The sequence below is a fragment of the Hoeflea sp. AS60 genome (assembly GCF_038900115.1).
In the GTDB taxonomy this organism is placed as follows: domain Bacteria; phylum Pseudomonadota; class Alphaproteobacteria; order Rhizobiales; family Rhizobiaceae; genus Hoeflea.
Genome location: NZ_JBBMQP010000002.1, coordinates 1,440,802 through 1,454,398 on the forward strand (window position 1 = coordinate 1,440,802; position 13,597 = coordinate 1,454,398).

The window sequence follows — 13,597 nt, forward strand, 5'->3', positions numbered from 1 at the left end:
ACTTGGGTTAGGGCTTGGGCTGGCGATCAACAGATCATGCCGCTTCGGCGACCGAAACCTGGTTGCGGCCGTTGTTCTTGGACCGGTAAAGGCTGCGGTCGACGGCCTGCATCAGGCTCCTGGCGCTGAGTTTCCCGCCGGTGCCGTGGTAAAGGCCTGCAGACACCGTCAACCGGAAACCCTCACTTGCGAAAGCCAGCGGCATGGCCTCGACCACGCGGCGGATCCGTTCCGCAGTCGCAAGCGCTCCATTGCGATCGACATCGGGCAGAAGTACGCCGAACTCCTCACCACCCAACCGGGCCAGGCAGTCGCCGTCCTTGAGGTTCTTCCTGATCACATCGGCGACCGCGACCAGCGCGTCATCGCCTGACACATGGCCATAGCGGTCATTGACCTGTTTGAAGAAATCCAGGTCGAGCTGCAAAACACCGAAGCTGGCGCTCGACCGCGCCGAGAGCATGGCCTCGAGGCGGCGATCGAATTCACGACGATTGTAGAGCCCGGTGAGCGGATCTCGGCTGGCGATGTCGTGCTGCTGCCTGGCGGTGCGCTCGAAGAATATGCCAAGCGCGAAGGCGCCGGCCAGGGTGACGAACACCAGCGATGCAAGAAGATGCGTGGTCAGCACGACATCATCGCTCAGCCCTGCCCCCATTGCCTTGCCAAGCGCGATGCCGTGAGTGGCGCGGATTGCGCCTTCGGCTGCCATCAGCAGAAAGGCAAGCACAAGGCCATATCGCGACATCAACCCGCCGAGCTCCCGGCCTGCATAGATGCGCGCAGTCATGGCCGCCATCGCGGCGACCAGCAGATTGGTGGAAACGTAGACGATGCCGTAGCTGTCGAAGATCATCGCCGGAACATTGATCACCACGAGCGCAGCAACCGGAATCCAGAGCCGGGAGATAGCGGCGGATTGTCCGGCAAACTGGCTTGCGGCGTTTAGGTGCACGCCAAAGCCAAGCAGCAGCAGGGCGTTGGGGACAACAAACACCGTCACCACGGGCAAGTGCGATTCAAGGGCAAAGAAACCGAGTGACAGGGCGAGCAGGAAGTTGGCAAGCGACCAGCTACGCCAGTAGGGCTGGTGAGCAGAGCTAACGGAAAACACAAGAAAGGCACCTGAAAAAACCAGCAGGATGGTCAGGTTGGCGCAAAAAAGTGTGAACGTCTCCATATCCCAGACTCCGTAGCGGCAAAGCAATGCGCCACCAATACTATACAGGTTAGTTCAGCATGATGAAATTTCGGTTAGTATATCGATTCAAATGTTAGTTAATACAAAAAGCCCGCCGATCCGGCGGGCTTTGGCTTCGACCTTATGCTTCTGCAGCTTAGTTCTTGGCCTTGTCGACCAGGGCGTTGCCCTTGATCCAAGGCATCATGCCGCGCAGCTTTTCGCCGACTTCCTCGATCTGGTGACGATCGTTGTTACGGCGGATGGCCTTGAAGCGGGCACCACCAGCCTTGTATTCCTGCATCCAGTCGGATGTGAACTTGCCGGTCTGGATGTCGGTCAGAACGCGCTTCATTTCAGCCTTGGTCTCTGAGGTGATGATGCGCGGGCCCGAGACATATTCGCCCCACTCGGCTGTGTTGGAGATCGAGTAGTTCATGTTGGCGATGCCGCCTTCATAGATCAGGTCGACGATCAACTTGACCTCGTGCAGGCACTCGAAATAGGCCATTTCCGGTGCATAACCGGCTTCTACAAGCGTTTCGAAACCGGCGCGGATCAGTTCGACCAGACCGCCGCAGAGAACAACCTGCTCGCCGAACAGATCGGTTTCGCATTCTTCGCGGAAGTTGGTTTCGATGATGCCCGAGCGTCCGCCGCCAACGCCGCAGGCGTAGGAGAGTGCCAATTCATGGGCGTTGCCCGATGCATCGTGGTGGATGGCGATCAGGCATGGCACGCCGCCGCCCTTCTGGTATTCGCCGCGCACGGTGTGGCCAGGGCCCTTCGGTGCAATCATGACCACGTCGACGGTCGACTTAGGCTCGATCAGGCCAAAATGGACGTTGAGGCCGTGAGCAAACGCGATGGCTGCACCGTCGCGGATGTTGTCGGCAATGTCAGCCTTGTAGATGTCGGCCTGCAACTCATCCGGCGTCGCCATCATCATCAGATCGGCCCAGCCAGCGGCTTCGGCAACGGTCATGACCTTGAAGCCATCGGCTTCGGCCTTCTTGACGGTCGGCGAACCGGCCTTCAGCGCAATAGCGACGTTGCCGGCGCCCGAATCCTTCAAATTGAGCGCATGCGCCCGGCCCTGTGAACCGTAGCCGATGATGGCCACTTTCTTCGACTTGATCAGATTGAGATCGGCGTCGTTGTCATAATATACGCGCATGAGACACTCCCGTTGGTTCGCGTTATTCTTGTTTGGTCAGCAACGGAGGTTCGCCCCGCCGCCTATCGTCTGGTTCTACCCCCGCCCGTAAAGGCTGAGGAATTGCTGTGCCGCCTTGGCGGAAATGGTTTCGATTTCTGTGGCATCGGGCCGGGAATCGTCGCCGAGCAGCGCACGGATCTGCGCATCGGCGACAACAAGGCCGAAAAAGGCATGAAAGGCTTCGCCCGCATCATCAAAAGACAGAAATCCTGCCGCCCTGCCCGCCTCGAACAAGGGCTCTAGCCGCCGCTTCATGGCGAATGGCCCGTTGGTGAGCACGATCGCGCCGAGCCGGCTCTTGCCCGATCCGGCATGGGAGACCGCAGCTCGGTTGAGCGCGATCGACAGGTCGCTGGTGATCACGCTCAGCCAGCTCTCGGCAAAGCCCGTAAGCGCTGCCTCAAGGCTCGCGCGCGTCAACCGGTCCTGCGGCAGTTTCGGCATCCGCACTTTTGAGGCCTGCCAGCGCACCGTGGCGGTCAACAGCCCGTCGCGGTCGCCAAACCACTTGTACAAGGTTTCCTTGGAGCAACTTGCGGCGCGGGCCACGGCAGCGACGGAAAACCCGTCGCCCTCTGCCACCATCAGCTTGAGCACCGCATCGAGCACTTCCTGCTGCCGCTCGGACGGCCCTTCGCCCACCGAGGCGCCAATGGCGGTCTCTGCAGGTTTGGCAGCGCTCTCAAGAGCGGCATCTGGGGCAAGGGTCAATGTCATGGCGGCGATGTACCGTACCGTACGGTACTGTGTCAAGCGGCGACTGGGTGAATGGCGCGGACAGCTTGCTTTGCACTTGTAGCCCTTTGGCATCTTGCCAAAAGCAAGCCTTCCCCGGCCTCTATCGGCCCTCGTCGCCCAGCCTATTCCCCGCCCCCGCTCCAGTCGGCGCGTGTATCGAGAACGCGCAGGATTTCAAGACGCTCTTCCAGGACTCGATAGAGAAACGTGAAAGGTGTTCTGGGAACGTGCAATTCCCGCACTTCATCTCCTTTTTCCGACGGGTGACCAATGTAAGGGTTGGCCTTCAGCAATTCCTGCAAAGAGCGAAACTGGGTCTCGGCTCTGATCCTGCCATCCGGAAAAACGCTCACATAGTAAGACTTGAACCAGCGCAGGTCCCTGGCTATGCTGGCAAGGAAGACGAGCTTCATGGCCTATGAAGGCTTTGTGAAAACATCAGGTTCAGGTTCGGGCAGTTCATTGCTGGTGCCGAGCGACTGAAACCACGCGTTCATTGCCTCTTGCGAGACAAATGCGCCTTTGTCAGCTTCAACGATCGCATCCTCGATAAGACGACGCTTGGCTACCTTGGCATCGAGCATCATCTTGATAGCACGCGTTGCGAGGTAAGCGGCGGAACGGTCTTCCAGCTTCGCTTCGGCCTCAAGACTTGTCTTGAGCTCTTCTTCCAAACGCAATGTGAACGGTACGGTGCCCATGGTGTCTGTCCCGACGTAACTGTCATCTGCTGTCTTACAGTGTATGCCCAACCGCGCAGACGTCAATCCTGACGAGACATCTACCCCGCCGCATGCATTGCCAGCGCGCCGGTCATCATCGTCAGCCCGAAAATCAGGATCAGCACGGAGGCTGCCAGTTGCAGGCCGATCGAGACGCGGGCGGCCAGCACCGAATTGACGGAGGCCGCGCGCAGCAGCGTGGAACGGGCAAAGACCGACAGCAGTGCGATTGCGGCGATGGTTGCGCCTGTGCCGAGCGCCATGGCCAGCACCGAGAGGATTCCCGTTGGCAGCAACCCGCCGGACAGCGAGAACACCAGCACGATCAGCGCGCCAGAGCACGGCCTGATTCCGACCGAAGCGATCAGTGGCAGCAGCCGTGGCCAGGGCAAGGCTTCGCCCTTGTCATAGCCAAGATTGACCGGCACGCATGCGCAGGATGCGGTGTGGACGTGGCGCACGGCCGAGCACAACCTGCGCCAGCCTTTGCCGATCTGTGCTGTCATCCCCTTGCCCGGCAGACCATCCGGCAAGACCTCTTCGCACAGATAGAGTCCGCTGGAGCCTGGCTGAGGGCCGCCAAAAGCCCGGCGCAGTCGGGTGACCAGCAGCATCAACCCGATCATGGCAATCAGGCCGTAGCTGGCAATCGCCACCATGTCGGTGATGCCTGCCATATTGGCGGCAGTGACATTGAGCAAAGCCGCACCGACAAGCACGATACCGATGGCGACCAGCGCCTGCATCAAGCTGGCAGCGAAGGAAATCAGCACCGCGCGGCGCAAGCTGTCATTGGTCGAAAGCAGATATGAGGAGATCACCGCCTTGCCGTGACCGGGTCCGACAGCGTGGAAGACGCCATAGAGCAGGCTCAGTCCCATGAGCCAGGCCAGCGCGCCGGGGCTTGCGGAGAAGTGGTCAACGGCATCGGTGAGCTCGGTGTAGAAATAGCTCTGCGCCTGCATCGCCTGAACCATAAGGCCCGAGAACGGGCCGGACCAATTCATGCCCCTCGGAGTATCAGGACTGGCCACGCCAAACGGTCCGGAAGCGGCGAGACAGGGATGAGACAGGATCAGCAGCGCCGGCAGAAAGCATGCGGTGAGCAATCTCGCCCGCATTGCCGGCAGGATGGTCTGCGGTCTCACTTGCATTCGATCAGAAACTCGTGTGCCAGGCCCTGAGCCGCATCCTGCAGGGCTTCGGGCAGATCGTGCTCATCGGCGGGAATGGCCGCCAGTTGCGCCATGATCTGGTCATCTAGCTCCTTGGGCGGCTGATAGTGCGCGGTGCAGCCTGACGCCTCCCCCTTGACCGTGACCGGCGTCTTGCCCGGATAGCTGAAGGCCACAAAATACTCCGGGTCGAGCACATCGACCTCGGTGGACCTGGCCAAGGCAACCGGCTGCACGAGCGGCAGAGTGAAGGTCAGCGTCAGGCGTCTCTTGCCCATCTTCAGCCCGTAATGCTCTGGCGGGGCGAACTCCACCTGCGTGCCCGCATCCTTGACATAGGTGAAGAAATGATAGGGCTCGAGCGCTTCCATGTTGGTCTGGGACAGCGGCTTGAGCTCGGCAGCGGAGAGCTTGTGGTCGCCGTTGGTGTCGAGCCCCTGCGTGGCGTAAGCCGAAAAAGGCGCATCGAATGTCCAGATATTGGTGATCGAGGTGAGTTTGCCGCCTTCGACATTGAGCTGGGCGACACCATCGACCCAGACATGCGGATGGGCCTGAACGGCTCCCATCCACGCCAATTGCGCTGCGAGCGCAACACCTGAAAAATTGAGGAATCTTGTCATGTCAGTCACCGCTTTGAGCCATTAAGGGTCCGGGAATGCGGCAGAATTCGGGCCGGCGGATGCCCCGATCGAGCAGAAGAAAAAGATAACATGGCGCCCCGCAAGAGATCGAATGCTGCATTTGCCGGGCCCCGGTTATTCTTCCCGGACCAGTTCAGATATACCCGCTTCCCTACTGCTTTCGCCGCAAATAAGCCCGAAATCATCCGACATCTCCGGTTCGGGCATTCGAGCTTCGGGCGGGCACGGCATGGACATTCAACTCTGGGCGATCATCGGACTTACCTTCGTCATTCATCTGATCGGGACGCTGGCTTTTGCATTCCGGATCGCCGGGATCCGCTCAGGTCAGATCGCCATCGCTTTTTCGCTGTTCAACGCGATGGTGCTGATCTCGCGGACATCGAATTCGTTTCAGGCGCCGCTGCTGGCCAAGCGGGTGGAAAGCTCCATTCTTGAGGCCGGATCCAGCCATCTGCAATGGGATTTCGCGCTGATTTTGGCGGCGGCGTCGGTCGCGACCATTGTCGGCGGATTGCTGATCCCCACGGTGCAGCGCGTAGCCACGGGTGCCGTCGCGAGTTTCAAGAAACGGCGGAATCTCGTCAGGCTAATGCTCAAGGCTCTAACCCCACGCGGGGCGGAGGTGGTTATGCAATCTGTGGCGTTGCCGCGTTACCAGAACCTGACTTCGCTAAGGGTCTCAACCGGATTTCCGGCCGTCTATATCGGGATGAACTTCGCCGCCACGGCGTTGTGGACGGTGGGTGTGCTTTCTGCGATCTACGCGGGCTCCATCGATCCGGAATTTCGGGTGACGGCAAGCTCGCTGTCAGCGGTTATCAACGGCGTGGCGACGATCATGATGTTCATCCTGATCGATCCCTATCTCGCAGGCCTGACCGACGACGTGGTCGAGGGCGGGGTAAGCCACGCCACCTATCGGCGGGTACTGGTCTGGATGGTGCTGAGCCGATTGGCGGGAACCTTGTTCGCCCAGATCCTGCTGGTACCCGGCGCGCACCTGATCGTGTCTGTCGCCAGATGGATCTAGGACCGGATAGCCGCCAAAGGATCTATTGCAGCAGACGGCAACGAACCATGGTGGCGGCAGGAGTAGCGGAAGTTGCGCTCAGGTAGAGCGAGCGGCTGGAGAGCATCTGCAGCGTGATGGTGCGCTGCGTGCTCGTGTTGCCTCTCGCCTTGCAGGTTGCATCCAGGCGGACAGAGGTCGAACCGGGTTCGCCCGGCTCAAATGTGCAGGTTTCAGCTGAGCGGCGAATGCTGTCGGGTGTGATGACGGCAAAGCCCTCAAAGGCGGTCTGATCCATCATTGCGCACTTGTCGCCATCCGTCGCCCAGACACCGACATAGGCCAGCCGGCTTTCACCGCGGTCATGGGTCAGCGCCGTATTTGTATCATCGTGCAACAGGCTTTGCGGCGGCAGGACCGCATCAAGATTGACCGCCGGCTTCTTCGGGCCCGAGTTCTGTGACGGCTGCGCAACGCAGCCCCAAAGCGCCAGCGACACAATCATGAGCGTGATCTTGGTTCGACTCATATCCACCCCGGTTCAAGCGTTATCGCCTTTTCGCCGAGCAGTCGGACAATTTCAAGATCTATCGCAGGCAAATCCCGGACAATAACCTGCGGCCAGGAGATTCACTATCCGGGTGTTCAAAGCAGGCAGCGGCGACCATATGTCGGCATCGGGCGCTTCAGGCTTTGCCGGCCTCATCAAACCGTTGTCTCGCTGCGTCCACGGCTGCAAAATTGTCGGTCGCCCAGACCACCAGATCATTGAGCGGGGTGAGCATGGATGTTCCCAACCCAGTCAGCCCGTATTCGACGCTTGGCGGTTTGGTGGCGTAGACTTTGCGGTAGACGTAACCATCGCGTTCAAGATCACGCAGCGTCTGGGTCAGCATGCGCTGTGAAATATCAGGGACCAGACGGCGCAACTCGCCGAAGCGGTAAGGCCGCTCGGCCAGGGCTTGCAGCAGCAAAGTGCTCCATTTGCCAAAAATGCCCTGCATCACCTGGCGCACCGGGCAATTCTCCAGCGATTGACCATCCTGCATCATACTGAGCCGGTCGGAGAATGAGATGTGCGCATCCATGGGTGGTTCCTTTCAGGTAACTATCAGCGGGAAAAATGCCTTCTTTCGCATATCCGCTGCATGCAATATGTAACGTAACTCTCAATATGAGAGCAACTTAATTTTTGAGACAACCCAACCGTGATGTCTCGCTCGAAAGGAAAACGATATGACTGGCAAACTGCTTGTAACGGGCGCATCGGGACAGCTTGGCGCGGCTGTCGTGCGTCACCTGCTCGAAACCTTCAAGGTGGCCGCTTCCAGCCTCGTCGCCGGGTCGCGTGACACGGCAAAGCTCTCCGACCTCGCCAGCCGTGGCGTCGAGATCCGCCGGGTCGATTTTGACGATCAGGCCTCGCTCACAGAAAGTCTTGCCGGTGTGGATCGCGTTCTGATCGTGTCCACCGATGCGCTTGATGCGTCCGGCACCCGTCAACGCCAGCATCTCGCAGCCGTCGAAGCCGCGAAAAAGGCAGGCGTTGGCCGCATCTTCTACACCTCGATGCCCAGCGCTGACGACAGTCTGATCACCTTTGCACCCGACCACCTGGCCACCGAAGAGGCAATCAAGGCTTCGTGTATTGCCTACAGCATCTTCCGCAATGGCTGGTACATGGAAAACCTGTTCATGGCGCTGCCCGCAGCCCTTGCCAGCGGCCAGTGGTACAGCGCCTCAGGCGAAGGCAAACTGGCTCACATCGCCCGCGACGACATCGCCCGCGCCATTGCAGGAGGCATCGCCTCGCCTGCAGCCGGCAATGTCACCTATACGCTGACCGGAGAGACCGCGCGTACCAGTGAGGAAATCGCTGCTCTTGCAAGCGAGGTCACCGGCAAGCCGCTTGCCGTGGTGCATGTCAACGACGAACAGCTGGCTCAGGGAATGGCCGGCGCCGGCGTTCCGGCACCCTACATCCCGACTTTCGTTTCCTTCGACGCCAACACGCGCGAAGGCAAGATCGCGATGGTGACTGATGACGCAGCCACGCTTTCGGGCGGAAAACTCACGTCGCTAAAAGACTTCATGGAAGCAAACAAGGCAGCCCTCGGAGCCTGATCCGTTGCCTTAAATCATGGCTCTGATCTCCGGCCATGAAACTGGCCTTCCTCTGTCGACTACAGATGGAGGGAGGCCAGACCAAATGAATGCTTACCCACAGGCCTTGATAAAGCGCCGGACGGTTTCGGCCATGCCGTACTCCATCGCGTCAGCGGTCAGGCCGTGGCCGATCGAGACTTCGAGCAGGCCCGGGAGCGCGCGGACGAGACCCGGAAGATTATCGACCGTGAGGTCATGGCCGGCATTGACGCCGAGCCCGAGCTCAGTGGCAATCTTGCCCGAGATCTCGAGTTTCCTGAGTTCGTCTGCAGCGCGCGCAGGATCATCATAGGTTCCGCCATAAGGGCCGGTGTAGAATTCGACACGGTCGGCGCCGGTGGCCTTTGCAGCCTCAAGTGCCGAGCGAGAAGCGTCGGGATCGCAGAACAGAGATACGCGGGCGCCATTTTTCTTCAAACGCTGGACGACGGAGCGCAGCACATTGCCCTTGCCCTCGAAATCCCAGCCATGATCAGATGTCGCCTGCGACGGATCGTCGGGCACCAGCGTCACCTGTTCAGGCGCATTGGCCTCCACAAGGTCGAGAAACTCTTCGGTCGGATAGCCTTCGATGTTGAACTCGGCCTGAGGAAATTCATCATCGATCAACGCGCGGATTTCAGGAAGATCGGAAAAGCGGATATGGCGCTCATCGGGCCTTGGATGCACCGTCAGCCCATGGGCGCCATTTGCCAGCGCGATGCGCCCCAGACCGGTAACGCTCGGCCATGGCAGATCGCGGCGATTGCGAAGCATCGCCACGGCATTGAGATTGACAGAAAGTTTCGCGGGCATGGTGGCCTCATATGCAATGACAACTCAAGGAGCCTGCGGCTCTCCCGTTTTCCTAAAGCATTGGCCAGCGATGTGAAATGAATTTCGGAAACGTCAGCATTCCGGATTTGAATGAATGGGTTCCCCACTCCCGCGAGCCCTACCGCCCAGAGGACCTGCCAGAGGACCGGCCAGCAAACCGGGCGGGATAAAGGATCAATTCAGGATTTGCGCCGCAGTCGGCCGGAATAGTCTTTCAACTGCTCATCATAGGATTCGATCATCCTGCGCTGGCGCTTCTTGCCAATCCGCAGTGCCCCCCAGAAAAACAGGAGTGTTATCACTCCGATCAGCGCAAAGATTGGGCCAGCAAGATCGCGGAGATCGGATGAGCCCAGTGTCTGCTTGAGCAGATGATCGAAATCGAGTGCATGAGCCGGCGCGGCAGTTATCAAGATCGTAGAAAGTGCAGCGATTGCGGACAGGGTGCGCATGAACATTTCCTCATTCAGATAATCCGAAAGCAACCTACGGCAAAACCATTAAGGAACTGAGCACCATTCCGGGAATGTCGCCCCCTGATCGGCACCGGCCTCTCAACAGGTATCCATTTATTAGTGTTTTATGTTCAATTTACATGCGGCAAACAAGCCGCATGGTGAGACTTCACCGACAGATATCGACCGCAGCATTTTTATTCCAATAATGCGAATGCCGGTTTCGCGGAACCAGACAGGACAGTGCATGCCGATCTATCCGTTGCCCGCAAAAGAAACCGAGCGCCTGGCCAGACTGCGCAGTTATGAAATCATGGACAGCCTGCCGGAAGAAACGTACGAGCGGATTACCCGACTTGCTTCCAAAATGCTGGATATACCGTTTGCGGCGATTTCCCTGGTCGACGGCGATCGGCAATGGTTCAAGGCACGAGTTGGTGTTAACCGGATCGAAATGCCAAGAGAGCTCTCATTCTGCGCACATGCCATTTGCCAGGATGAGGTCTTCGTGGTCTCTGACGCCACCAAGGATGAAAGATTCGCACGAAATCCGTTTGTAACCGGTGAACCCCATCTGAGGTTTTATGCCGGGGCTCCGCTGTGCACCAACGATGGGCTCAACCTGGGCGCATTGGCCGTGACCGACACGAGACCAAGGATCCTGAGTGAAGACCATAAGCAGGCCCTGGTCGATCTCGCGGCAATGGTTATGGACGCGCTGGAAACACGCCTGATCATTGATCGCGCTGAAACGGCGGAGCGCCGCTTCATCGACGCGATCGAGTCCCTGCCAAACGGCTTTGTCCTGTATGACAAGGACGACCGTCTGGTAATCTGCAACGCGCGTTATCGCGAGATGTATGCGCAGAGCGCGCCATACATTGTCCCTGGCGCCAGCTTTGAAGAGATCATTCGCAAAGGCGTTGAAAATGGACAATATCTCGATGCTCTTGGCAGGGAAGAAGCCTTTGTTGCCGAGCGCCTTGAAAAGCATCAGAATCCCGGAGAGCAAATCGAACAGCATTTGCCGAATGATACCTGGCTCAGTGTTCAGGAACGCCGCACCAGCGAAGGCGGCCTTGTCGGCTTCCGGATTGATGTCACCAAGCTCAAACGCCAGGAGCAGGAACTTGCCCGGCTCGCCTGGACCGACAGCCTGACTGATGCGATGAACCGGCACCGCTTCATGGAGCTGGCCAGCCAGGAAATCGACCGGGCCCATCGTCACGATAACGAAGTATCGCTGCTGCTGCTCGACGCAGACCATTTCAAACAGATCAACGACCGCGATGGTCACGCCGCCGGAGACGAAGTCCTCAAAGGCATGGTAAAACGTTGGAAACATGTCTTGCGCTCTCACGACCTTATTGGGCGCATTGGCGGTGAGGAATTTTGTGTTCTACTGCCCGAAGTTGGCCCTGAGGGGGCTGCAAAGGTGGCCGAAAAATTACGCGATGCGATTGCCGCGATGCCGTTTGCCTTCGAAGGTCAATTGCTCAGCGCGACTGTTAGTGTGGGGATTGCTTCACTCTCACCCGGCGATGACCTCTCGGGGCTGATGCGCCGTGCCGACAAGGCGCTTTATCAAGCCAAGGAAGCCGGCCGTGACTGCTTCATCCTGAGCGCGGCCTGAACACACGTCCCCCGACAATGCATCACGTTTAATGGGTGAAGAGCCGCACCAGATCTGCGTTCTGCGTTCTGCGTTCTCTGGCGAGTTTACCGGCCTGCCCTTATCGTTCCCCATAACAAAAACGGTCGCCGCGGATTTCATGGGATCGTTGCACCTCGCAGCTGAACGCGCCCTCGCAGAAGAAAAGTAAAAAGCGGAACCACCCGTTCGCGAGATCGGGTGGTTCCGCTGCCAGAGAGACGATCAAAGACCAAGCCGAGAAATGCGCCTGATCGCCCAGAGCCGATTACGCGACCCTTGCAAGCCTTGATTGGGACATGACCTGCTTGGTCTGACCGGAAACGGTGAAACGGGAGGCGAGCTCCGCAAGCGTCTGGTTGATCCCAAGCAGATTCTGGGTGGCGGCGTTGGTCTCTTCCACCATGGCCGCATTCTGCTGCGTGATCTGATCCATGGCATTGACCGAGCTGTTGATCTCGGAAATCCCTGTGGTCTGCTCCTGAGCTGCCTGCGAGATCGTGACAAAATGCTCGCTGATGACATTCACCTGATTGCCAATGCTGCCGAGCGCCTGTCCGGTCTTGTTGACAAGCTCAACGCCCGTAAGAACGTCGCTGAACGAGGCTTCGATCAGTTCCTTGATTTCCTTTGCCGCAGATGCCGAGCGTTGCGCGAGTTCGCGAACCTCCTGAGCGACGACGGCAAATCCCCTGCCCGCCTCGCCGGCACGCGCGGCCTCGACACCGGCATTGAGCGCCAGCAGATTGGTCTGGAACGAAATCTCGTCGATCACCGAGATGATCTGGGTGATCTTCTTTGACGATTCCTCGATCTTGCCCATCGCAGCGATAGCTTCGGTCACTGTCTGACCCGATTGCGCGGCCTGCTCGGACGTCTTTTCGACAACCATCCGGGCTTCCTTGGTGCGCTCGGCGGACTGCTTAGAGATCGTGGTGATCTGCTCGATCGCTGCGGCTGTTTCCTCAAGGGCTGCCGCCTGCTGCTCGGTGCGGCGCGCCATGTCATCGGTTGCGCCCGAAAGCTCGCGGGTATCGGAGGCCGATTGGCTGATCGAGGCGACAATATCGAGAAACGCCTCGTCGAGTTTTGAGACTGCCGTATTGAACTTGTTCTTGAGGTCGTCGAAATCAGCGCTGAGATTTTCATCGATCGAGGACCGCAGATCACCCTTGGCCAAAGACGTCAACGCGCGATCAAGGGCGGACAAAGCCAGGTCCTGCTCGGCCTTCAGGCTTGCGCGTTCGCGTTCCGCTTTGGCCCGCTCTTCGCTCAGCTCATCCAGGTAGACCGAGATCGCGTAGTCCATGTCGATCAGCGCTGCCTTGATGACCGCCGATACGCCCTTTGCGGCCTTATCAGCCTTTTTCGATGTCCCGAACCCCTTGAGTTCGGCTGCGATGATCCTGGTCACAAGCTCTTCGAGGATCAGCGAATAACCGCCGATATACCATTTCGGCTCAAGGCCCAGCTTTGCATGGATCTTGCCGATGCGTGTGACGCCATCAATGTAATCGTGGTCGAATTTTGCGGTGGCGATCAAGTCCCAATGATCAACCTGCTTCTGCTTGGCGTGTTCGATATGCGACGCATCACGGAAATGCCTGGCTGTCTCCGGATTGCTCGTTGCGTGGGTATAGAACCGGTCAAGCGCTGGTCCGACAGCCTGCGCAATAAGCGGTTTGAAGGTGGACAACACCTCCCGTTGCGGCTGGTCCATCCCGACGAAGACCAGCTTTTCGGACATTTCTTTTTGTTTGGAGGATTCACTCATTGCACTCTTCCCGATCAATTACCTTGAATGAGCGCGCAAAATTCC

General features: G+C 58.7%; 15 protein-coding genes. 3 read left to right on the forward strand and 12 right to left on the reverse strand.

Features of this window, described 5'->3' with window-relative positions; genetic code table 11:
• Positions 1-34 precede the first annotated feature (34 nt).
• The 7 genes from WNZ14_RS17260 to WNZ14_RS17290 form a co-directional block, all read right to left on the reverse strand.
• Positions 35-1,180 carry a GGDEF domain-containing protein gene (locus WNZ14_RS17260; protein WP_342869852.1) on the reverse strand — a complete coding sequence of 382 codons (1,146 nt, stop codon included), beginning with the start codon at positions 1,178-1,180 and terminating at the stop codon, positions 35-37.
• Between the two features lie 157 nt (positions 1,181-1,337).
• Positions 1,338-2,357, reverse strand: a complete 1,020-nt coding sequence (gene ilvC, locus WNZ14_RS17265; protein ID WP_342869853.1) for a ketol-acid reductoisomerase — start codon at positions 2,355-2,357, stop codon at positions 1,338-1,340.
• 75 nt (positions 2,358-2,432) lie between these two features.
• Positions 2,433-3,116 carry a TetR/AcrR family transcriptional regulator C-terminal domain-containing protein gene (locus tag WNZ14_RS17270; RefSeq protein ID WP_342869854.1) on the reverse strand — a complete coding sequence of 228 codons (684 nt, stop codon included), beginning with the start codon at positions 3,114-3,116 and terminating at the stop codon, positions 2,433-2,435.
• Positions 3,117-3,259: 143 nt separating this feature from the next.
• The gene (locus tag WNZ14_RS17275) at positions 3,260-3,550 is read right to left on the reverse strand and encodes a type II toxin-antitoxin system RelE/ParE family toxin (RefSeq protein WP_342869855.1); all 291 of its coding nucleotides are present in this window, start codon (positions 3,548-3,550) and stop codon (positions 3,260-3,262) included.
• Between the two features lie 3 nt (positions 3,551-3,553).
• Positions 3,554-3,838, reverse strand: a complete 285-nt coding sequence (locus tag WNZ14_RS17280) for a hypothetical protein (RefSeq protein ID WP_342869856.1) — start codon at positions 3,836-3,838, stop codon at positions 3,554-3,556.
• An 80-nt stretch (positions 3,839-3,918) separates the two neighbouring features.
• Positions 3,919-5,013: a nickel/cobalt transporter gene (locus tag WNZ14_RS17285; protein WP_342869857.1), complete on the reverse strand. Its 1,095-nt coding sequence runs from the start codon at positions 5,011-5,013 to the stop codon at positions 3,919-3,921.
• Positions 5,004-5,657, reverse strand: coding sequence for a DUF1007 family protein (locus tag WNZ14_RS17290; protein WP_342869858.1), 654 nt, complete (start codon positions 5,655-5,657; stop codon positions 5,004-5,006). The genes WNZ14_RS17285 and WNZ14_RS17290 overlap by 10 nt, the downstream gene beginning before the upstream one ends.
• Before the next feature lie 250 nt (positions 5,658-5,907).
• On the opposite strand from WNZ14_RS17290, the gene WNZ14_RS17295 reads away from it, so the two are divergent.
• A complete protein-coding gene (locus WNZ14_RS17295; protein WP_342869859.1) occupies positions 5,908-6,711 on the forward strand; it encodes a lipid II flippase Amj family protein in 804 nt (267 codons plus the stop codon).
• A 22-nt stretch (positions 6,712-6,733) separates the two neighbouring features.
• On the opposite strand, the gene WNZ14_RS17300 is transcribed toward WNZ14_RS17295, so the two are convergent.
• The gene (locus WNZ14_RS17300; protein WP_342869860.1) at positions 6,734-7,219 is read right to left on the reverse strand and encodes a hypothetical protein; all 486 of its coding nucleotides are present in this window, start codon (positions 7,217-7,219) and stop codon (positions 6,734-6,736) included.
• A gap of 157 nt (positions 7,220-7,376) precedes the next feature.
• A complete protein-coding gene (locus WNZ14_RS17305; RefSeq protein ID WP_342870270.1) occupies positions 7,377-7,742 on the reverse strand; it encodes a helix-turn-helix domain-containing protein in 366 nt (121 codons plus the stop codon).
• A 184-nt stretch (positions 7,743-7,926) separates the two neighbouring features.
• On the opposite strand from WNZ14_RS17305, the gene WNZ14_RS17310 reads away from it, so the two are divergent.
• The gene (locus WNZ14_RS17310; protein ID WP_342869861.1) at positions 7,927-8,814 is read left to right on the forward strand and encodes an SDR family oxidoreductase; all 888 of its coding nucleotides are present in this window, start codon (positions 7,927-7,929) and stop codon (positions 8,812-8,814) included.
• Between the two features lie 93 nt (positions 8,815-8,907).
• On the opposite strand, the gene WNZ14_RS17315 is transcribed toward WNZ14_RS17310, so the two are convergent.
• Together WNZ14_RS17315 and WNZ14_RS17320 are read right to left on the reverse strand one after the other, a co-directional pair.
• Positions 8,908-9,651 carry a pyridoxine 5'-phosphate synthase gene (locus tag WNZ14_RS17315; protein ID WP_342869862.1) on the reverse strand — a complete coding sequence of 248 codons (744 nt, stop codon included), beginning with the start codon at positions 9,649-9,651 and terminating at the stop codon, positions 8,908-8,910.
• Positions 9,652-9,851: 200 nt separating this feature from the next.
• Positions 9,852-10,124: a hypothetical protein gene (locus WNZ14_RS17320; protein WP_342869863.1), complete on the reverse strand. Its 273-nt coding sequence runs from the start codon at positions 10,122-10,124 to the stop codon at positions 9,852-9,854.
• A gap of 250 nt (positions 10,125-10,374) precedes the next feature.
• Here WNZ14_RS17320 and WNZ14_RS17325 point away from each other — a divergent pair, with 250 nt between their 5' ends.
• On the forward strand, positions 10,375-11,760 hold the full coding sequence (locus WNZ14_RS17325) for a diguanylate cyclase (RefSeq protein ID WP_342869864.1): 1,386 nt from the start codon (positions 10,375-10,377) through the stop codon (positions 11,758-11,760).
• Between the two features lie 286 nt (positions 11,761-12,046).
• Here the strand turns inward: WNZ14_RS17325 and WNZ14_RS17330 are convergent, their stop codons facing one another.
• Positions 12,047-13,552 (reverse strand): globin-coupled sensor protein, encoded by a 1,506-nt coding sequence (locus tag WNZ14_RS17330; protein WP_342869865.1) that lies wholly within the window; start codon positions 13,550-13,552, stop codon positions 12,047-12,049.
• Positions 13,553-13,597 lie beyond the last annotated feature (45 nt).